15 protein-coding genes are annotated in these 19,052 nt (G+C 67.5%); 5 read left to right on the forward strand and 10 right to left on the reverse strand.

What is annotated here, in order from left to right; genetic code table 11:
• Positions 1-55 precede the first annotated feature (55 nt).
• Positions 56-1,288 carry an amino acid ABC transporter substrate-binding protein gene (locus HV793_RS04370; RefSeq protein WP_054459264.1) on the forward strand — a complete coding sequence of 411 codons (1,233 nt, stop codon included), beginning with the start codon at positions 56-58 and terminating at the stop codon, positions 1,286-1,288.
• Between the two features lie 64 nt (positions 1,289-1,352).
• Entirely contained in the window at positions 1,353-2,771 is a 1,419-nt protein-coding gene (locus HV793_RS04375; protein ID WP_175212738.1) for an amidase, read from the forward strand.
• Positions 2,772-2,810: 39 nt separating this feature from the next.
• Here the strand turns inward: HV793_RS04375 and HV793_RS04380 are convergent, their stop codons facing one another.
• Positions 2,811-3,749, reverse strand: a complete 939-nt coding sequence (locus HV793_RS04380; protein ID WP_175212739.1) for a LysR family transcriptional regulator — start codon at positions 3,747-3,749, stop codon at positions 2,811-2,813.
• 147 nt (positions 3,750-3,896) lie between these two features.
• On the opposite strand from HV793_RS04380, the gene HV793_RS04385 reads away from it, so the two are divergent.
• Both HV793_RS04385 and HV793_RS04390 read left to right on the forward strand, forming a co-directional pair.
• On the forward strand, positions 3,897-4,670 hold the full coding sequence (locus HV793_RS04385; RefSeq protein ID WP_119451851.1) for an SDR family oxidoreductase: 774 nt from the start codon (positions 3,897-3,899) through the stop codon (positions 4,668-4,670).
• Between the two features lie 10 nt (positions 4,671-4,680).
• Positions 4,681-4,950, forward strand: a complete 270-nt coding sequence (locus HV793_RS04390) for a hypothetical protein (protein WP_054459270.1) — start codon at positions 4,681-4,683, stop codon at positions 4,948-4,950.
• 53 nt (positions 4,951-5,003) lie between these two features.
• On the opposite strand, the gene HV793_RS04395 is transcribed toward HV793_RS04390, so the two are convergent.
• From HV793_RS04395 to HV793_RS04425, 7 genes are all read right to left on the reverse strand, one after another.
• Positions 5,004-6,524, reverse strand: coding sequence for an efflux transporter outer membrane subunit (locus HV793_RS04395; protein ID WP_054459273.1), 1,521 nt, complete (start codon positions 6,522-6,524; stop codon positions 5,004-5,006).
• A complete protein-coding gene (locus HV793_RS04400) occupies positions 6,521-9,634 on the reverse strand; it encodes a multidrug efflux RND transporter permease subunit (RefSeq protein WP_054459275.1) in 3,114 nt (1,037 codons plus the stop codon). Before HV793_RS04400 ends, HV793_RS04395 begins: the two co-directional genes overlap by 4 nt.
• Complete coding sequence (locus HV793_RS04405) at positions 9,631-12,729, reverse strand: MdtB/MuxB family multidrug efflux RND transporter permease subunit (RefSeq protein WP_175212740.1); 3,099 nt, start codon at positions 12,727-12,729, stop codon at positions 9,631-9,633. Before HV793_RS04405 ends, HV793_RS04400 begins: the two co-directional genes overlap by 4 nt.
• A 13-nt stretch (positions 12,730-12,742) precedes the next feature.
• Complete coding sequence (locus tag HV793_RS04410; RefSeq protein WP_054459279.1) at positions 12,743-14,017, reverse strand: MdtA/MuxA family multidrug efflux RND transporter periplasmic adaptor subunit; 1,275 nt, start codon at positions 14,015-14,017, stop codon at positions 12,743-12,745.
• Between the two features lie 233 nt (positions 14,018-14,250).
• Positions 14,251-15,003 carry a cell division protein ZapD gene (gene zapD / locus HV793_RS04415; protein WP_175212741.1) on the reverse strand — a complete coding sequence of 251 codons (753 nt, stop codon included), beginning with the start codon at positions 15,001-15,003 and terminating at the stop codon, positions 14,251-14,253.
• Between the two features lie 61 nt (positions 15,004-15,064).
• A complete protein-coding gene (coaE, locus tag HV793_RS04420; protein ID WP_125472749.1) occupies positions 15,065-15,694 on the reverse strand; it encodes a dephospho-CoA kinase in 630 nt (209 codons plus the stop codon).
• A 31-nt stretch (positions 15,695-15,725) separates the two neighbouring features.
• Entirely contained in the window at positions 15,726-16,574 is an 849-nt protein-coding gene (locus HV793_RS04425; RefSeq protein WP_175212742.1) for a prepilin peptidase, read from the reverse strand.
• 203 nt (positions 16,575-16,777) lie between these two features.
• On the opposite strand from HV793_RS04425, the gene HV793_RS04430 reads away from it, so the two are divergent.
• Positions 16,778-17,566, forward strand: a complete 789-nt coding sequence (locus tag HV793_RS04430) for a copper resistance protein NlpE N-terminal domain-containing protein (RefSeq protein WP_175212743.1) — start codon at positions 16,778-16,780, stop codon at positions 17,564-17,566.
• A 90-nt stretch (positions 17,567-17,656) separates the two neighbouring features.
• Here the strand turns inward: HV793_RS04430 and HV793_RS31230 are convergent, their stop codons facing one another.
• Positions 17,657-18,073, reverse strand: coding sequence for a response regulator transcription factor (locus HV793_RS31230; protein ID WP_175212744.1), 417 nt, complete (start codon positions 18,071-18,073; stop codon positions 17,657-17,659).
• Positions 18,074-18,189: 116 nt separating this feature from the next.
• Positions 18,190-19,044 carry a pantoate--beta-alanine ligase gene (gene panC, locus HV793_RS04440; RefSeq protein WP_054459288.1) on the reverse strand — a complete coding sequence of 285 codons (855 nt, stop codon included), beginning with the start codon at positions 19,042-19,044 and terminating at the stop codon, positions 18,190-18,192.
• Positions 19,045-19,052: the final 8 nt, after the last annotated feature.

Below are 19,052 nucleotides of genomic sequence, written 5' to 3' on the forward strand. Positions count from 1 at the left end.
CGATGGTCCGCCACGGAACGCGGGGCCGCATACCAAAAACGATAGGAGACCTCCCATGCACGCTAGACCCTGGCTGTCCCGCATACCGGCGCTGGCCCTCGCCGTCGCCGCCCTGACCCCTGCCCTGGGGGCCGCCCAGACCTCGGACAAGATCCGCGTCGGCATGACCGTATCGTCGACCGGCAGTTTCGCGCTCGCCTCGCAGTCGGGCGTGCGCGGCGTCGAACTGTGGGTCGACGACGTCAACCGCCGCGGCGGCATCGAAGTCAAAGGCAAGAAATACCCCGTCGAGCTGGTCAAGCTGGACGACCGCAGCGACAAGCAGATGGTGACCCGCGTTTACGAACGCCTGATTGTCGATGAAAAAGTGGATCTGGTGTTCGCGCCCTTCGGCTCCACCCTGACCGCCGCGGCCGCCACGGTGACCGAACGCCTGGGCAAGTACATGATGGTCTGGTCCGCCGCCAGCGACGACCTGTACAAGCAAGGCTTCAAGAACATGGTGTCGGGTACGCAGATGCCGGTGTCGGCGATGCTGCGCGCGAACATGGAACTGGCCGCCAAGCAGGGCGTGAAGAAGGTCGCGCTGCTGTATTCGGACGAACCGTTCCCGGCGGGCCTGGCCGAAGGCGGCAAGGAGCAGGCCGCCAAGAACGGCATGGAAGTGGTGCTGTTCGAGAAGTACCCCAAGGGCCAGAAGGACTTCAGCACGATCCTGCAGAAGGCCCGTGCGGCCGGAGCCGAGGCGCTGGTGCCGACCTCCTACGAGGGCGATCTGATCAGCATGACGCGCCAGATGAAGCAGCTGGATATCAACTTCCCGTATGTCTTCATGGTGTATGCGTCGACCCCGCAATTCCAGGCCATCGGCGCGGACTCCAACTACATCTACAGCCACACCAACTACCACCCCGCGATCAACTGGAAGGTCAACGCCGGCCTGACGCGCGAGCAGTTCGCCGCCGCCTATGACCAGCGCTTCCCCAAGGCCGAGTTCCCGCCCGATTTCCAGACTGCTCTGGCCTATGGCGCGGGCGCGCTGACCGAGGAGATCGTCAAGCAAGCCGGCAGCACCGACGCCGCCGCGCTGAAGAAGGCATCGCTGGACCTGTCGGGCAAGCTCACCGTCATGGCCGGCCCCTACGCCATCGACGAGACGGGCAAGCAGCTCTTGATGCCCTTCCCCGTGGTGCAGCTGCTGCCGGGCAAGGGCATGGTCCCGGTCTGGCCGGCCGACGTGGCCACGCAAAAACCCGTCTACCCCGCCCCCGACTGGAACAAGCGCTGATCGCGCAAGCAGGAAGGCGGCGCGCGGCAGCCCGCGCGCCGCGCTGACATCACCCGAGGAAAACATGTCTGACATTGCATTTGCCACGCTCGGCGAACTTGCGCAGGGCCTGGCCGAAGGCCGCTACAGTTCGGTGGAGCTGGCGCGGCATTACCTGGACCGCATCGACCGCGCCAACCCGGCGCTGGGCGCCTACGTCAGCGTCGACCGCGAGGGCGCGCTGCGCCTGGCCGAAGCCGCCGACGCGCGCCGCCGCGCCGGCTATGGCCTGCTCGGTCCGCTGGACGGCCTGCCCGTCGCGGTCAAGGATCTGTGCGATATCGAAGGCCAGGTCACCACCGCCGGCTCGCAAGCCTGGCGCGAGCGCCGCAGCGCCACCACCGCCACCGCCGTGACCCGCCTGATCGACGCCGGCATGGTGGTGCTGGGCAAGACCCACATGGTCGAATTCGCCTTCGGCGGCTGGGGCACCAACCCCGTCATGGGCACGCCGCGCAACCCCTGGGACCTGGTGCGCGCCCGCATTCCCGGCGGTTCGTCCAGCGGCTCGGGCGTGGCGGTGGCCGCGGGCCTGGCGCCCGCCGCGCTGGGTTCGGACACAGGCGGCTCGGTACGCATTCCCGCCGCGCTCAACGGCATCACCGGCCTGAAAACCACGCGCGGCCTCATCAGCCTGTACGGCGCGGTGGCGCTGTCCCACACACTGGATTCCATCGGCCCGCTGACCCGCGACACCCGCGACTCGCTACTGCTGACCGCAGCCATGTCCGGACCCGACCCGCGCGATCCCGTGACGCGAGGCATACCCGCCTACCGCTACCGCGATCTGCGCGCGGGCGCCAAGCCGCTGGCCGGCACGCGCATCGCCGTCATGCCGCAGGCGCAGTACCCGATCGCCATCGACGCGGCGGTGCAAGGCGCGCTGGACGACACGCGGCGCGCGCTGACCGACCTGGGCGCGGAATGCGTGGAAGCCCCCTTCCCCTTCGATTTCCACGACATGATGCTGCGCAACGGCCTGATCATCGCGGCCGAAGCCTACGCCCAGCACCGCGACTACATCGAGGACGACAGCCTGCCGCTGGGCCGCTACGTGCGCGCCCGCGTGCTGGGCGGCAAGCAGACCAGCGCCGCCGACTACGTGCTGGCGCTGCAAGCCCACGCCCGCGCCTGCGCGGCCTGGCAGGACTGGATGCGCGACTACGACGCCGTCCTCGCGCCCTGCCTGCCGTTTGCCGCCTGCCCGCTGGAAGACGTGGACGAGGCCGCCACGCCGCTGGCCGCCTTCACCCGTCCCGGCAATTACGTCAACGCCTCGGGCCTGGCGCTGCCCGCCGGCTTTGCCGCGGACGGCATGCCCATCGGCGTGCAGCTGCTGGGCAAGCCCAATGGCGAAGACGCGCTGGGCCGCATCGGCATGGCATTCCAGGCGGCCACCGACTGGCACCTGCGGCGTCCGGATCTTTCTGCGATCCAGTTGTAGACCGACGGTTGTAGATCCCAGGCCACCAAGGCCGGCCCCTCAGCAAGACGGGCCGGCCTTTTTTTGCGTTCCACCCAGTCCGCAAGCCGGCCGCAGCAGCGCCTCCAGCCAGTCCGCGAACACCTGCACCCGCCGCGATGGAGATCGCCGCTGCGGATAAAGCAGCGTCATCGGCATGGGCGCGGGGCGGTGGTCGGGCATGACTTCGACCAGCTCGCCCGCGGCGATCTGCGGCTGCACGTCGTAGGCCGGAATCTGGATCAGACCCAGACCCGCGACGCAGCTGGCAATATAGGCTTCGGCGCTATTGACCGTGACCCGCCCACGCAGAGGCGCGGTCCGGGACACGCCGCCATCCAGCCATTCCCAGGGCGCAAGCCGGCCGGTGGATGGCGAAGCGTAGTTCACGCAAGCATGCCCCGCCGCCAGATCGTCCGGCGTCAACGGCACGCCATGGCGCGCCAGGTAGGCCGGGCTGGCGACGTTGATCAAGCCCAGCATGCCTATCGGCCGCGCCACCAGGCCCGAATCCGGCAACACGCCGACTCGCAACACGCAATCCACGCCCTCTTCGATCAGGTTCACGGCACGGTCCGTCACGCCCAGCGTGACGTCGATCTGCGGATAGGCCTCCAGAAAAGACGGCAACGCTGGCGCCACGATGAGGCGGCCCACACGTCCGGGCACGTCCACGCGCAGCATGCCGCTGGGACCCACCGAACTGTGGCGAAAGAGGTTCTCGGCCTCTTCCATGTCGGCCACCAGGCGCAGACAGCGCTCATAGAAGGCCGCGCCTTCCTGCGTGGGCGCCACCTGCCGCGTGGTGCGGTTCAGCAGCCGCGCGCCCAGCCGGCCCTCCAATTCCTGCACGGCGGCAGACACCGTGGAGCGCGGCAGGCCCAGCGTGTCCGCCGCGCGCGAGAAGTTCGCGCATTCGACGACGCGGGCGTAAACCCGGAACAGATCTATGCGGTCCATGGGGCGGATGGCTCCTGCGAGGCCTGGCCTCACTGTTCGTGATTTCTGGATAGAGATACCAGAAATATCAGTTTTGTGCGGATTTTTTGGAATATATCATCGTCGGCACAAGGGCTCGCATTCGGCAGCCCGATAGCGGAGAGGACCATGGCAGACCACGGAATCAAAGGCAAAACCGTCATCATCGCGGGCGGCGCGAAGAACCTGGGCGGCTTGATCGCGCGGGACCTGGCGCAGCAAGGCGCGCGCGCGGTGGCGGTGCATTACAACAGCGCGGCCACCAAGGCCGACGCCGACGCGACGGTCGCCGCCGTCAAGGCCGCCGGCGCGCAGGCCGTCGCCTTGCAGGCCGACCTGAGTTCGGCCGGCGCAATGGAAAAGTTGTTCGCCGACGCGGTGGCCGAGGTAGGCCGGCCGGACATTGCGATCAATACCGTCGGCAAAGTGCTGAAGAAGCCCTTCACCGAAATCACGGAAGCGGAATACGACGAGATGGCTGCGGTGAACTCGAAGTCCGCCTTCTTCTTCCTGAAGGAAGCCGGCCGCCACGTCAATGACAACGGCAAGATCTGCACGCTGGTGACCTCGCTGCTGGGCGCCTACACGCCCTTTTACGCGGCCTACGCCGGCACCAAGGCGCCGGTGGAGCACTACACCCGCGCCGCGTCCAAGGAGTACGGCGCACGCGGCATTTCCGTGACGGCGGTAGGGCCCGGTCCCATGGACACGCCGTTCTTCTATCCGGCCGAAGGCGCCGACGCGGTGGCGTACCATAAGACCGCGGCCGCCTTGTCGCCGTTCTCGAAAACCGGGCTGACCGATATCGAGGACGTGGTGCCCTTCATCCGCTTCCTGGTGTCGGACGGCTGGTGGATCACCGGCCAGACGGTGCTGATCAACGGCGGCTACACCACCAAATAGGAGCGGCGCCATGCACGTACTGTTGACCATCGTCGGAGGCCTGCTGCTGCTGGCCGTGTTCGCGCTGTTCGGCAAGCAATGGGGCGGCGACGCCGCAGGCTCGATCGCCGCGGCCAAACTGTTCCTGCCCGCGTGGCTGCTGATGGCTATCGTCAACATGTGGGTCGGCGTCACGCGCGCCGGCTACACGGTGCGCGAAGAACTGCCCATCCTGCTGCTGGTGTTCGCGGTACCCGCCGCGGCGGCCTGGCTGGTCATCGCCTTCCTGCCGCGCGGGTGAAACGCTGGCATTGACCGCGCCAGCGCTCCATTCCGCATCCGCGCGGCCCGACCTCAGGGCTGCGCGGGAGCCGCCGCAGGCGCGACGGGATTGTCCACGCGCGCTTGCGCCCCCGCGGCAGGCAGTCCTTCCCATCCGCCGCCCAGCGCCACGATCAGATTGACGCTGGCCGCGAAGCGATTGCCCAGCAGGCTCAGCGCATTGCGTTCGCTGTTGAGCGCGGTGGCGTCCACCACCGCCACGCTCAGGTAATCGACCAGACCCGCCTTGTACTGGTTCTGCGTCAGGCGCAGCGATTCACGCGCCGCTTCGAGCGCGCGGCGCTGCACCACCTGTTCGTTCTCCATGACGCGCAACTGGATCAGGTAGTCCTCGACCTCGCGCAATCCGGTCAGCGCCGTCTGACGGTAGGCGGCCGCTTGCGCGTCATAGGACGCGCGCGCCTGTTCCACCTGCGCCTCGCGCGCGCCGCCATCGAATATCGTCAGCGCCAGCGCCGGTCCCAGCGACCAGAAACGCGCCGGCGCCGTCAACAGTTCCGCGAACTGGCCGTTGCGAAAACCGCCATCGGCCGACAGCGTCAGGCTGGGGAACCACGCGGCCTGCGCCACGCCGATCTGCGCATTGGCAGCGGCGGCGCGGCGTTCGGCCGCCGCCACGTCAGGACGGCGTTCCAGCAGCTCGGACGGCAGGCCCACCGGGATCTGCGGCAGTTGCAGCGCGAACACCGTGGGCGGCAGGCTGAATTGCGACGGCGCCTGGCCCATCAGTACGGCGATGGCGTGTTCGAGCTGGCCGCGCTGCCAATCCAGGTCGATGGATTGCGCGCGCGTGCTTTCCACCTGCGTGCGCGCCACGGCCACGTCGGCCTGCCCCGCCACGCCCACGGCGTAGCGGTTCTGCGTCAGCTGCAGGGATTTTTCATAGGCCGCCACGGTGGCGTCCAGCAGGCGTTTCTGTTCATCCAGCACGCGCAATTGCAGATAGGCCTGCACCAGCGCGGCCTGCGCGCTCAGGCGCGTGGCGCCCAGGTCGGCCAGGCTGGCCGCGGCGCTGGCCTCCGAGGATTCCACGCTGCGCCGCACGCGGCCCCACAGGTCCACTTCCCAGCTGACGCTGCCGGTCAGTGAATACTGGTTCGAAACATTGCTGCCGGACGAAGTCGAAGAGCCATTCTGCCCGCCGCCGCTGCCCGAGCGCGTCATGCCCGCGCCCGCGCCCACCGTGGGGAAGAAGCCGGCGCGCGCGCCGCGCACCAGGCCCAGCGCCTGCCGGTAGTTGGCCTCGGCCTGGGCCACGGTCTGGTTGGACGCGTTCAGGCGCTCCACCAGGCCGTTCAAGGTCGCATCGTCGTAGACCTGCCACCATGCGCCGCGCTCGGCCTGGTCCAGCGGCCGGGCGGGCTTCCAGCCTTCGACCTGGTCCTGCCCTTCCTTGTAGGCCGTGCCCACGTCCAGCGCCGGGCGCTGGTAATCGGGGCCGACCGCGCAAGCGCCCAGCAGCGCGCACAGCGCGGCCGCGGCGATGCTGCGGGGAAAGAACAGGTTGGGAACAGACTTGGCGTTGCGCATCATGTGGGTTCTATGGAAGCGGAGGACCCGTTCCTGGAAGCGCGCTTGCGCGCGGCCCAGAGACGGAAGCGGTCCAGGTAAAGATAGACCACGGGCGTGGTGTACAGCGTGAGGATCTGGCTCAGGACCAGGCCGCCGACGATGGTAATGCCCAGCGGCTGGCGCATTTCCACCCCGGCGCCGGTGGCGAGCACCAGCGGCAGCGCGCCGAAGATGGCGGCCATGGTTGTCATCATGATGGGGCGAAAGCGCGTCAGGCACGCCTGGAAAATGGCCTCGCGCGGATTCATCCCCTGGGTGCGCTCGGCGTCCAGGGCGAAGTCCACCATCATGATGGCGTTCTTCTTGACGATGCCGATCAGCAGGAACACCCCGATCAGCGCAATCAGCGTGAAGTCATAGCGCACCAGCAGCAGTGCCAGCAGCGCGCCCAAACCGGCCGACGGCAGGGTCGACAGGATGGTCAGGGGATGCACGAAGCTTTCATACAGGATGCCCAGCACGATGTACATGGTGACCAGCGCCGCCAGGATCAGCCAGGGCTGCTGCGCCAGCGTCTGCTGCAGGGCCGCGGCGGTGCCCTGGAAGCCGGCCTGGATCTGGTCCGACGGCAGGCCGATGCGCGCCACCGCCGCATCGATGGCGCTGGTGGCCTGGCCCAGCGACACGCCGGGCGCCAGGCTGAACGAGATGGTATCGGCCACGAACAGCCCCTGGTGCTGCACGCTGAGCGGCGCGTTGGCGTTTTCCAGGCGGGTGAAGGCCGACAGCGGCACGCGCGCGCCGGCCGTGGTGATGACTTCGACCTGCCTGAGCGATTCGATGTCCTGCGCGAACTTCGGGTCCACGCCCAGCACCACGTGGTACTGGTTCAACGGCCCGTACATCACCGACACCTGGCGCTGGCTGAAGGAGTTGTTCAGCACCGTGGAAATGGTGGACATGCTGACGCCCAGGCGGGTCGCGGCCTCGCGGTCGATCACCAGATTGATCTGGCGGCCCTTGTCCTCGACGTCGGTGTCCACGTCGGTGATCTCGGGGATCTGCGCCATGGCCTGCTGCACCTTGGGCATCCAGGTGCGCAGCAATTGCAGGTCGCCCGCCATCAGCGTGTAGTCGTAAGAGCCCTGGCTCTGGCGCCCGCCGATGCGTATGTCCTGCTGCGACACCAGGAACATGCGCGCGCCGGGCATGTTCTGCAGCTTGCCGCGCAGCCGGTTGATGACCACGTCCGCCGAGACCTTGCGCTCTTCCAGGGGCTTTAACTGGATCTGCATGAAGCTGCTGTTGCTGCCGCCGCGTCCGCCCGCGTAACCCGTCATGCTCTGCACGGCCGGATCCGCCAGCACCACCTTGCGCAGCGCTTCCAGCTTGGGCAGCGTGGCCTGGAACGAGGTGCCCTGGTCGACCCGGAAAAAGCCCAGCAGCTGGCCCGTGTCCTGCTGTGGGAAGAAACCCTTGGGCACCACGGTGTACAGATAGACGTTCAGGCCCACGGCCACCGCCAGGATCAGCATCATCAGGCGGCTGTGCGTCAGCGCCCAGCGCAGGCTGCGGCGGTAGCCGTCCAGCATGGCGTCGAAGCCACGCTCCGACCAGCGCGCGAGCCGGCCCGGCGGCTTCTCTTCCGGGGCTTCCTGACGCAACAGGCGCGCACACATCATGGGCGTCAAGGTCAGCGACACCACCAGCGACACCATGATGGCGGCCGACAGCGTCACCGCGAACTCGCGGAACAGCCGCCCGACCACGCCGCCCATCAGCAGGATGGGGATGAACACCGCCACCAGCGACAGGCTCATTGACAACACCGTGAAGCCCACTTCGCGCGAACCGCGCAGCGCCGCACGCATGGGCGACATGCCCCGTTCCACGTGGCGCATGATGTTCTCCAGCACCACGATGGCGTCATCCACCACGAAGCCGGTCGCCACGATCAGCGCCATCAGCGAAATGGTGTTCAGCGTGAAGCCGCTGAGGTACATGATGCAGAAGGTGCCGATCAGCGACACCGGCACCGCCACGCTGGGAATGATGGCCGCGCGCCAGCGCCGCAGGAACAGCAGCACCACCAGCACCACCAGGCCCACCGCGATGATCAGGGTGAGCTCGGCCTCGTGCAGCGAGGCGCGGATGCTGGGCGTGCGGTCCTGCGCCACCGTCATGTGCGCGTCCGCCGGCATCAGTGCCTGCAGGATGGGCAGCTGGGCGCGCACCGCGTCCACGGTTTCGATGATGTTGGCGTCGGCCTGGCGCCGCACGATCATCAGGATGGCCTTGCGTTCATTGAAGAAACCGGTCTGGTACAGGTCTTCGACCGAGTCTTCCACGCGGGCCACGTCGGACACGCGCACCGGCGCGCCGTCCTTCCAGGCGACGATCAGCGGCCGGTATTGCTCGGCGCGGCTGAGCTGATCGCTGGCCATGATCTGCCAGTGGTAGCGGTCATTCTCCAGCACGCCCTTGGGACGGTTGGCGTTGGCATTGGCCAGCGTGGTGCGCAGCTGGTCCAGCGACACGCCGCGGTTGGCCAGCGCGCCCGGCAGCACGGTGACTCGCACCGCCGGCAGCGAACTGCCGCCCACCGTCACCTCGCCCACGCCGTCCACCTGCGACAGCTTCTGCGCCACGATGGTCGAGGCGATGTCGTAGAGCTGGCCCTGGCTGAGCGTGTCGGACGTCAACGCCAGGGTCATGATGGGCGCGTCGGACGGATTGGACTTATGGTACGTGGGATTGCTGCGCAAGCCGGTCGGCAAGAGCGAGCGCGCCGCGTTGATGGCGGCCTGCACGTCGCGGGCCGCGCCATTGATGTCGCGCGACAGATCGAATTGCAGCGTGATGCGGGTCGAGCCCTGCGAGCTGCTGGAGGTCATCTCGGTCACGCCGGCGATGCTGCCCAGCGAACGCTCCAGCGGCGTGGCCACGCTGGACGCCATGGTTTCCGGACTGGCGCCCGGCAGGCTGGCCGACACCGAAATGGTGGGGATATCCACCTGCGGCAACGGCGCCACGGGCAAGAGGAAGAACGACAGCAGACCCGCCAGCACAACCGCCAGGCTCAGCAGCGTGGTCGCCACCGGCCGGACGATGAAGGGTGCCGACAGGATCATGACGCATCCTCCGCCCGCGCCTGGTCCACGCCGCGCCAGCGGCGCGACATGCGGTCGAACATCAGGTAGATGACCGGCGTGGTGAACAGCGTCAGCACCTGCGACAGCAGCAGCCCGCCCACCATCACCAGGCCCAGCGGCTGGCGCAGCTCCGCGCCCGTGCCGGTCGACAGCATCAGCGGCAGCGCGCCGAACAGCGCGGCCAGCGTGGTCATCAGGATGGGCCGAAAGCGCAGCAGCGCCGCTTCATGGATGGCCGCGCGCGGACTCAGCCCGCGCTTGCGCTCCGCGTCCAGCGCGAAGTCGATCATCATGATGGCGTTCTTCTTGACGATGCCGATCAGCAGGATGATGCCGATGATACCTATCATGTCCAGCTCGGTGCCGCTGATCAGGAGCGCCAGCAGCGCCCCCACGCCGGCCGAAGGCAAGGTCGACAGGATGGTGATGGGGTGGATATAGCTTTCGTACAGCACGCCCAGCACGATGTACATCGTCACGATGGCGGCCAGGATCAGCCACAGGGTGCTGGACAGCGAATTCTGGAACGCCAGCGCCGCGCCCTGGAAGCGCGTCTCGACGCCGGTGGGCAGGCCGATATCGGCCTCGGCCGCAATGATGTCCTCCACCGCGCCCGACAAGGAAGCGCCCGGCGCCAGGTTGAAGGACACCGTCACCATGGGGAACTGGTCCAGCCGGTTGACGGCCAGCACCGTCTTGCCCTCGCTGATGTGCGCCACCGATGACAGCGGCACCTGCGCGCCGGTCGAGGTCGGCACGTGGATCTGGCCCAGCGAGGCCGGCGTCACCTGGAACTGCGGTTCGACCTCCAGCACCACGCGGTACTGGTTGGATTGCGTGAAGATGGTGGAAATCAGCCGCTGGCCAAAGGCGTTGTAGAGCGCCTCGTCGATCACCGCCGCCGTGATGCCCAGCCGCGACGCGGCGTCGCGGTCGATCTCGACCCAGGTCTGCAGGCCGTCGTCCTGCAGGTCGTCGGTCACGTCCTTCAGGCCGGGCACCTGCCGCAGGCGGTTCACCAGCTTGGGCGTCCATTCGCTCAACACCTTCAGGTCGGGATTGGACAGCGTCATCTGGTACTGCGTGCGGCTCACGCGGTCCTCGATGGTCAGGTCCTGCACCGGCTGCATGTAGACGGTCAGGCCATCCTGCTTGGCCAGCGCCTGCTCCAGGCGTCCCATCACCGTGCGCAGGTCGCCGTTGCGCTCGGCTTGCGGCTTGAGCGCGATCTGCATGCGTCCGGCGCTGAGCGTGGCGTTGCTGCCGTCCACGCCGATGAAGGACGATACGGCCTGCACGTCGGGATCTTCCAGCACCAGGCGCGCGGCCTCGCGCTGACGCTCCGCCATGGCGGGGAAGGAAATCGATTGCGGCGCCTGGGTGATGGCCTGGATCAGCCCGGTGTCCTGCTGCGGGAAGAAGCCCTTGGGGATCACCAGGTACAGCAACACGGTCAGCGCGAAGGTTGCCAGCGCCACCAGCAGCGTCAGCGGCTGATGCCGCAGCACGACCTGCAGCCAGCGGTCGTAGCCGGCGATCACGCGGTCGATGAAGGCGCCCGTAACCTGATGGAAGCGGCCGTGCTTCTGCTCGGATTCGGCGCGCAAGAGGCGCGCGCACATCATGGGCGTCAGCGTCAGCGACACCACCAGCGATATCAGGATGGAAACGGCCAGCGTGATGGCGAACTCGCGGAACAGCCGCCCCACCACTTCGGTCATAAAGAGCAGCGGGATCAGCACGGCGATCAGCGAAAAGGTCAGCGAGATCAGCGTGAAGCCGATCTGCGAGGCGCCCTTGAGCGCGGCTTGCAGCGGCGTCTCGCCTTCCTCGATGTGGCGGGCGATGTTCTCGATCATGACGATGGCGTCGTCCACCACGAAGCCGGTGGCGATGGTCAGCGCCATCAAGGTCAGGTTGTTGATGGAGAAGCCGGCCAGGTACATGATGCCGAAGGTACCCACCAGAGACAGCGGCACCACCACGCTGGGGATCAGCGTCGCCGTCAGGCTGCGCAGGAACACGAAGGTCACCATGACCACCAGGGCCACGGCCAGCATCATCTCGAACTGCACGTCGGCCACCGAATCGCGGATGGTCTGGGTGCGGTCGGACACCACGCTCACGTCCAGGGTCGCGGGCAAGGCGGCGCGCAGCTGGGGCAGCAGCGCCTGGATCCGGTTGACCACGTCGATCACGTTGGCGCCCGGCTGGCGCTGGATGTTCAGGAGGATGGCGGGCTTGTCGCCGGCCCAGGCCGCCTGGCGCGTGTCCTCGGCGCCTTCGACGGCGCGCGCCACGTCGGACAGGCGCAGCGGCGCATTGTTCTTGTACGCGATGATCAGGTCGTTGTAGTCGGTGGGCGTCTTGAGCTGATCGTTGGCGTTGATGGTGGTGGACCGCTGCGGTCCGTCCAGATTGCCCTTCGGCTGGTTGACGTTGGCGCCAACGATGGCCGTGCGCAGGTCCGACAGCGACAGGCCGTTGGCCGCCAGCGCCTGCGGATTGACCTGTACCCGCACCGCCGGACGCTGGCCGCCCGCCACGCTGACCAGGCCCACGCCGGGAATCTGCGACAGCTTCTGCGCCACCCGCGTATCCACCAGGTCGCGCACCTGCGGCAAGGGCATGGTGGGGGACGTGATCGCCAGCGTCAGCACCGCCGCATCCGCCGGGTTCACCTTGTTGTAGGTCGGCGGCACCGGCAGGTCGCTGGGCAGCAGGTTCGAAGCGGCGTTGATCGCCGCCTGCACCTGCTGTTCGGCCACGTCCAGGGGCAGCGTCAAATTGAACTGCAGCGTGATGACCGAGGCCCCGCCCGAACTGGTGGACGACATCTGGTTCAGGCCCGGCATCTGTCCGAACTGCCGTTCCAGTGGCGACGTCACCAGCGAAGTCATCACATCGGGACTGGCGCCGGGGTACAGCGTCACCACCTGGATCGTCGGATAGTCCACTTCCGGCAGGGCCGAAACGGGCAGCAGCCGGTAGGCGATGAAACCGGCGATCAGGATCGCCACCATCGACAGCGTGGTGGCTACCGGACGCAGGATGAACAGGCGCGACGGGCTCACGATGTTTCCCGGCTTACTTCGACGGCGGCGTGGTGCCGGCCGGCGCACCCGCGCCCAGGGTCTTGTCGCGGGTGGCGGGGATCACGTCCGAGCCGCCCACCACTTCCACCTTGGCGCCCGCGCGCAGACGGTCGGTGCCTTCGACGACCACCCGGTCGCCGGGCTGCAGGCCTTCGTTGACGGCCACCATGCCGTTGTTGACGGCGCCCAGCTTCAGCTGGCGCACCTGCACGGTGTTGTCCTGCTGCACCAGGAACACGAAGGCGCCGGCCGAGCCTTGCTGGATGGCGGCGGTGGGGATCGCGGTCACGTCCTTGCGCGTGAGCACGTGCAGGCGCACGTTGACGAACTGGTTGGGAAAGAGCGCGTCGTCGGCGTTTTCAAAACGCGCCTTCAGCTTCAGGGTGCCGGTGGTGACGTCGATCTGGTTGTCCATCGTTTCCAGCTGGCCCGTGGCGATGCGCCGGGTGTCGGCGCGGTCATAGGCATCCACCGCCAGCGTCTTGCCGGCGGCGATCTCGGCGCGCACTTCGGGCAGCTGGGTCTCGGGCAGCGTGAACACCACGGAAATCGGCTGGGTCTGGGTGATCACCACCAGTCCGTTGGTGTCCGAGCTGGACACCAGATTGCCGCGGTCCACTTGGCGCAAGCCCAAACGGCCGCTGATGGGCGCGGTGATACGCGCGTATTCCAGTTGCAGGCGGGCGTTGTCCACGTTGGCCTGGTCGCTCTTGACGGTGCCTTCGTACTGCCGCACCAGGGCGGCCTGCGTGTCGACCTGCTGCTTGGCGATCGAGTCCTGCTTGTACAGCGCCTGATAACGCTGCAGGTCGCGCCGGGCGTTCTCCAGCTGGGCCAGGTTCTGCATCTGCGTGCCGCGCGCCTGGTCCAGGGCCACCTGGAACGCCCGCGGGTCCACCTGCGCCAACAGGTCGCCGGCCTTCACTTGCTGGCCCTCCTGGAAGGCCACTTCCACCAGTTCGCCGCTGACCCGGCTGCGCACGGTAACGGTGTTGTAGGCGGTGACCGTGCCCAGCGACTTCAGGAAGATATCGATGTCCTGCTTGGCGGCCGTGGCGATGCGCACCGGCACCGCGGGGGTCATCATGGCGCCCGCTGGCGGCCGGCCGCCGGGACGCCCCCCCGGGGCGCCCGCCCCGCCCGGCTTGGCCGCGGGCCGCAGCACCAGCCAGGCTATGCCCGCCACAACGAGCAATACCAGCGCCAGCCCGAGCAGGCGGCGGCGGGTCCAACGGGTGGGCGGAGATACGGGACGGCTATCAGGCATGGAACAGTTCCGGCACGGGCGGAGGAAAGCCGTATTGTGTACCAGACCGTCCCGGTTTCCAGCGCCGCGATCCCTGGTTGAAACTGGGAGCAACAGGAATCTGGGCGGAAGGCAAAGTGGGCCGCCTGGCCCCGCAGGCTTGGTCGGCCTTGCCCCATTCAAGCGCTGCTTGGTGGGTTACACGCGTCGGACAACGGGCGGAGTTGCGCGAGGATGCTCGCGCTCCACCCATGCTATGAGGTGCAGAGCGTCATCTGGAAGGGGACGTCGCGGGCGACCTGCTGGGGCTTGAATTCGCCGTCCTGGGTGGAAAAACGTATCCAGATCATGTACTTATTGGCACTGATCTCGGGAAATACGCCCTGGGCCGGGTCCAGCCAGACCCGCAGCAGCTGGAACTGCTTGCCGCCCAGCATCTGCTGGTAGGCGCCCTGCTCGCCCACGATGTCCGACTTGCGGCCCGATTCGCGCAGCAGGCGCAGGGCCAGGGTCAGGCCGTCATACAAAGGAATGAAGGGTGCCACCCAGGCCTGCAGGTCGGCGCAGCGGGAGGCCTCGGATTTGTTCTGCCAGGCGAAATACGACGGCATGTCGACCTGCGTGGCGCTGCCCGGCACCGACAGGCGTCCGCGCAGGCTGGTCAGCCATTCGTTTTCGCGCAGGGACTGGCCGGTCTTGCCAGGCGCGGCCAGCGCCGTGGTCACCTTTTCCATTTCGCGCAGCATGGCTTCAAGCGCATCCTGTGCAACGCCGGGATGATCGCGCAGCCCGACCAGCGCCATGCGCTGGCGTTCCAGGTCTTGCAGGACCGCGCCTTTTACATCGGTGCGTTCGCAGGCGTCGAGCAAGTCGAACAGGGAGGTGACGGCAACCTGATGCAGGCGCGAGTCCCCCTCGCGGGCAAAGAAGAACAGCCTGTCGAACAGGTATTCCAGCCGCAGATAAGCGCGGATGCGCTCATTGAAGGGGTATTCGTAAACGATCACGCTTCTTTACAGGCCCATCTGTGTTTGGCCGGCTGGGCCAATGTTATTCAGGGGTGCCGGCCTAGCGCGGAGCTTGCCGGCCCGTCGTGCTCGCCAGCGCCAGCCAGCGGTCATGCAGGGTCTTCGCCTGCGCGCGCAGTTGTTCCGGCGTAGTGCCTGCGTCATTGACGATGACGTCGTCGGCGACTTCCAGACGGCTTGCCCGCGCAGCCTGTGCCGCCATGATACGCCGTATGGCAGGCTCCGTCAGCCCGCTGCGTTGGCGCACCCGCGCCACCTGCGTCTCCGGGTCGCAATCCACCACGCAGATGCGGTCCAGGCGCGAGCGCCAACGCGGCAACGATTCAACCAGCAGCGGCACCACGAAGACCAGATACGCACCGGTCGCAGCCGCGGCCTGGCGCTCGGTCTCCTGCCCGATGGCGGGATGCAGCACGGCCTCCAGCCGCAAGCGCACCTGCGGATCCGAGAACGCCTGATCCCGCATCCACGCGCGGTCCAGCGCCCCGTCCGGCGTCAATGCCCGCGGGCCGAACTCGCGTTCTATCGCAGGCATGGCCGCACCGCCCGCGGCGGTCAGCTCACGCGCGATCTCGTCGGTATCGACCAGCGTCGCCCCCCACTCTGCGAGCATGTCCGCCACCCGGGTCTTGCCCGATCCGATGCCGCCCGTCAGACCTATCTTCAACATACCGCCCATCCCATGGAGGACATGAACCGCCCTATTGCAAAAACTGCCCCAAGCCGTGCTCGCCGCCCACCAGCAGCGTCACGACGCCCGCCAGCGCAAGATAGGGACCAAAGGGCAATGGCTGCCCGCGACTGGCGCGGCCGCTCAAGGTCAGCGCGCCGCCGATCAGCACGCCCAGCAACGATGCGCTCAGCAGCAGCGTCGGCAGGGCTTCCACGCCAAACCATGCGCCCAGCGCGGCGAGCAGTTTGAAATCACCATAGCCCATGCCCTCGCGCCCCGTCAGCAGGCGGAACACATGAAAGATAACCCACAGGAAGACGTAGCCCGCCACCGCCCCCACCACCGCCATCTGCAGGCTGGCATAGGCATCGAACAGATTGACCAGCAGCCCGGCCCAGAGCAGCGGCTGGGTCAATGCGTCGGGCAGCAGTGTGGACTCGAAGTCGATCCAGGCCAGCGCCACCAGCATGACCGACAAGCCCATGGCGGACAGCGCCAGCGGCGTGGCGCCGAACCGCCAGGCGCATGCAGCGAACAGCGCGCAGGTCAGCAGTTCGATGGCCGGGTAGCGCCACCCGATGGCCACGCCGCAAGCGCCGCAGCGACCCCGCAACAGCAGCCAACCCAGCAGCGGCAGCCGCCGCCAGCCCGCCACGGGGGTGTCGCAGGCGGGGCAGTGCGATGCCGGCGACCACAGGCCATAGCGCCCCGCCGCAAGCGGCTTGCCCGAGGCTTCCTGGCAGTGCGCCTGCCATTCCTGCTCCATCATGCGCGGCAGCCGGTGGGTCAGCACCGTCAGCCAGTTGCCGACGAACAAACCCGCCAGCGCCGCCAGGCCGATGAACAGGCCCAGAGGCAGATCGAAGACATGCCGCATCGCCGTCATCCGCACGCGCGGCACTGGGCCGCGACGGCGCCACGCCAGGAGCTGGCGATAGTGCGCGGGGCAGGCTGGCGGCGGCCGTGTCGTAAATAGTGCATAAAGTGTTGAGGATGCCCAAGTGCGGCTAAGGGGAACGTATCGAATCTTCGCATAAGTGCGTAAAATCGGAGACAGACTCACCACACGGATAAGCTGCCATGACCGCGCGCGTAGAAATCGGTACCCGCTCCCGCAAACTCAGCGTCATGGGGCTGCTGCTCGCAGGCACCGCATTGGGCGCAGCTGGCTGTGCCCAACAGAAAACCGAAGGCTACTACGACCCTCCCGCCGAAAGCACCGTGACCGACGCCCAGTACCAGGGGTCGGGCGCGGGATATCGCAGCGTCATCCGTGCGCCGTCGCAAGTGCAGATCGCGCTCAAGCCGGATGCCCCCCGCAAGAACCAGAATCAGGCCGCCCAGGCCGCCGCCGGCGGTCAGACCACGGAAGACGGCCAGGCAGTCCCGGCAGACACCGAGCACACCACCTCGGCATCCGCCGCAAGCGCGCCGGCCGCCGCCAGCCCGGCAAATGCCAGCGCGCCCAACCCGGCGGTGCAGAGCCTGGTGCCGCAGCCGCAGACCTACATGGGCACCCTGCCGTGCTTCTCGCCCGCCATGCAGTGCACCGCACAGCGCGTGACGCTTACGCTGGCGCCCAATGGCCGTTGGCGCGGCCGCGTGGCCTACCTGGAAAACGATCCCAAGAAAGGCCCGCCGGTTACCGAGCAAGGCTGCTGGGATGCCACCGACGAGCGCCCGCCGCGCGTCATCCTGATGGACAGCAAGGGCAATGGCCGCGCGGAATTCGTGGTGGCTGCCAACAACGTGCTGCGCGTGCGCTCCATTGACGGCCAGACGCCCAACCTGAACTACAACCTGACCCGCCAGCCTGATCTGGACCCGATCGACGAATTGGCCAAGGCGGCCGCGCCCCAGTGTCCTTGAGGCCCGCCGGCGGCCATTGAGTACGCCGCCTGCGCAGCTTCCTACCCGGGCCCGACGAACATCACGTTCGCCGGGCCCGGTGCTTTTGGACTACCCAGACTGGCTGTCTGGGTCGGCGCCAAGATCGGAACGGCGTGCAGCGGGACTTGCCAGGCATGGGCTGTACGCTGGCGTCGGCGGTTCATGCAGCACATAGCTCGGACTGACGCTGCCGGGCGGGGGCATGGAAACCAGCGCATGCCGGCGGTCCGGCCCAGCCGCCCCAGGCACGGGCGAGGCACCGGAACGGCCGTGCTCGCACAGCCGGCACGCCAGTTGCATGGCGTTGCGCACTTGCAGCTTGGTGAAGATGCGGGAGCGGTGGGCCTCGACCGTGCGCAGCGAAATGCCCAGGTCTATGGCGATGACTTTATTGGGGCGGCCGGCGGCCACATAGGTGACGATTTGCCGTTCGCGGGGAGTGAGGGAAGAAAGAACGGCTTCCAGATCGGGACGGGGAGCTTGCATGGGGCGGCTCGCTTGCAATGTAGGATTGCACCGAGTCTGACCCGCCTCCCGCCACCACGTAAGCTGGTAGTTCTTTCAGGGGTGGACATGGACGCCACCCCCGCGGCCTTGCCGTCTCAGGCCGTGTAGGCCAGTTCCAGATTGTCGATCAGGCGGGTCGTGCCCAGCTTGGCGGCCGCCAGCGCCACCAATGGTTCGCCGGCCTGCAGGTCGGCGGCTTCGGGACGCTTGAGGTCGCGTTGGCGGCGCAGAGCCACGTAGTCCACCTGCCAGCCGCGCCGGGTCAGGGTCTCGACGGCTTCGCGCTCCAGGGCGGCGGCATCGCGTTCGCCCTGGGCCAGGCGCTCGTTGGCGTGCCGCAACGCGGCATACAACGCAGGCGCCTCGGCGCGGTCGGCGTCGCTGAGGTAACGGTTGCGCGAGGACAAGGCCAGGCCATCTTCGGCGCGCACGGTCTCGTGCGCCAACACTTCGACGGGCAATTGGAATTGGCGGCACATGTTGCGCACCACCATCAGCTGCTGGTAGTCCTTCTTGCCGAACACCGCCACGCGCGGCTGCACGCAGGAGAACAGCTTCAGCACCACGGTGCTGACGCCTTCGAAGAAGCCGGGGCGGAACTCGCCTTCCAGGATATCGCCCAGGTCGTCCGGGGGCTGCACACGGAAGTTCTGCGGCTCCGGATACATCTCGCGCTCGTTCGGCGCGAACAGCACGTAGACGTCGCGCTCGCGCTCGAGCTTCTCGATGTCGGCGGCGAGCGTGCGGGGATACTGGTCGAAGTCTTCGTTGGGACCGAACTGCAGGCGGTTCACGAAGATGCTGGCCACCACCGGATCGCCATGCTGGCGCGCCAGCTTCATCAGGGACAGGTGGCCTTCGTGCAGGTTGCCCATCGTGGGCACGAAGGACACGCGATTCTGGCCGCGCAGGTGATCGCGCAATTCCTGGATGGTGTGTACGACTTTCAAGGAGTTTC

The sequence above is a fragment of the Achromobacter aegrifaciens genome (assembly GCF_902859965.1).
GTDB lineage: Bacteria > Pseudomonadota > Gammaproteobacteria > Burkholderiales > Burkholderiaceae_B > Achromobacter > Achromobacter aegrifaciens.

Bases quoted from the DNA above. Each gene is read 5' to 3' on its own strand.
- HV793_RS04370 (WP_054459264.1), top strand. From the start codon at position 56: ATGCACGCTAGACCCTGGCTGTCCCGCATACCGGCGCTGGCCCTCGCC.
- HV793_RS04375 (WP_175212738.1), top strand. From the start codon at position 1,353: ATGTCTGACATTGCATTTGCCACGCTCGGCGAACTTGCGCAGGGCCTG.
- HV793_RS04380 (WP_175212739.1), bottom strand. From the start codon at position 3,749: ATGGACCGCATAGATCTGTTCCGGGTTTACGCCCGCGTCGTCGAATGC.
- HV793_RS04385 (WP_119451851.1), top strand. From the start codon at position 3,897: ATGGCAGACCACGGAATCAAAGGCAAAACCGTCATCATCGCGGGCGGC.
- HV793_RS04390 (WP_054459270.1), top strand. From the start codon at position 4,681: ATGCACGTACTGTTGACCATCGTCGGAGGCCTGCTGCTGCTGGCCGTG.
- HV793_RS04395 (WP_054459273.1), bottom strand. From the start codon at position 6,524: ATGATGCGCAACGCCAAGTCTGTTCCCAACCTGTTCTTTCCCCGCAGC.
- HV793_RS04400 (WP_054459275.1), bottom strand. From the start codon at position 9,634: ATGATCCTGTCGGCACCCTTCATCGTCCGGCCGGTGGCGACCACGCTG.
- HV793_RS04410 (WP_054459279.1), bottom strand. From the start codon at position 14,017: ATGCCTGATAGCCGTCCCGTATCTCCGCCCACCCGTTGGACCCGCCGC.
- coaE (WP_125472749.1), bottom strand. From the start codon at position 15,694: ATGTTGAAGATAGGTCTGACGGGCGGCATCGGATCGGGCAAGACCCGG.
- HV793_RS04425 (WP_175212742.1), bottom strand. From the start codon at position 16,574: ATGCGGCATGTCTTCGATCTGCCTCTGGGCCTGTTCATCGGCCTGGCG.
- HV793_RS04430 (WP_175212743.1), top strand. From the start codon at position 16,778: ATGACCGCGCGCGTAGAAATCGGTACCCGCTCCCGCAAACTCAGCGTC.
- HV793_RS31230 (WP_175212744.1), bottom strand. From the start codon at position 18,073: ATGCAAGCTCCCCGTCCCGATCTGGAAGCCGTTCTTTCTTCCCTCACT.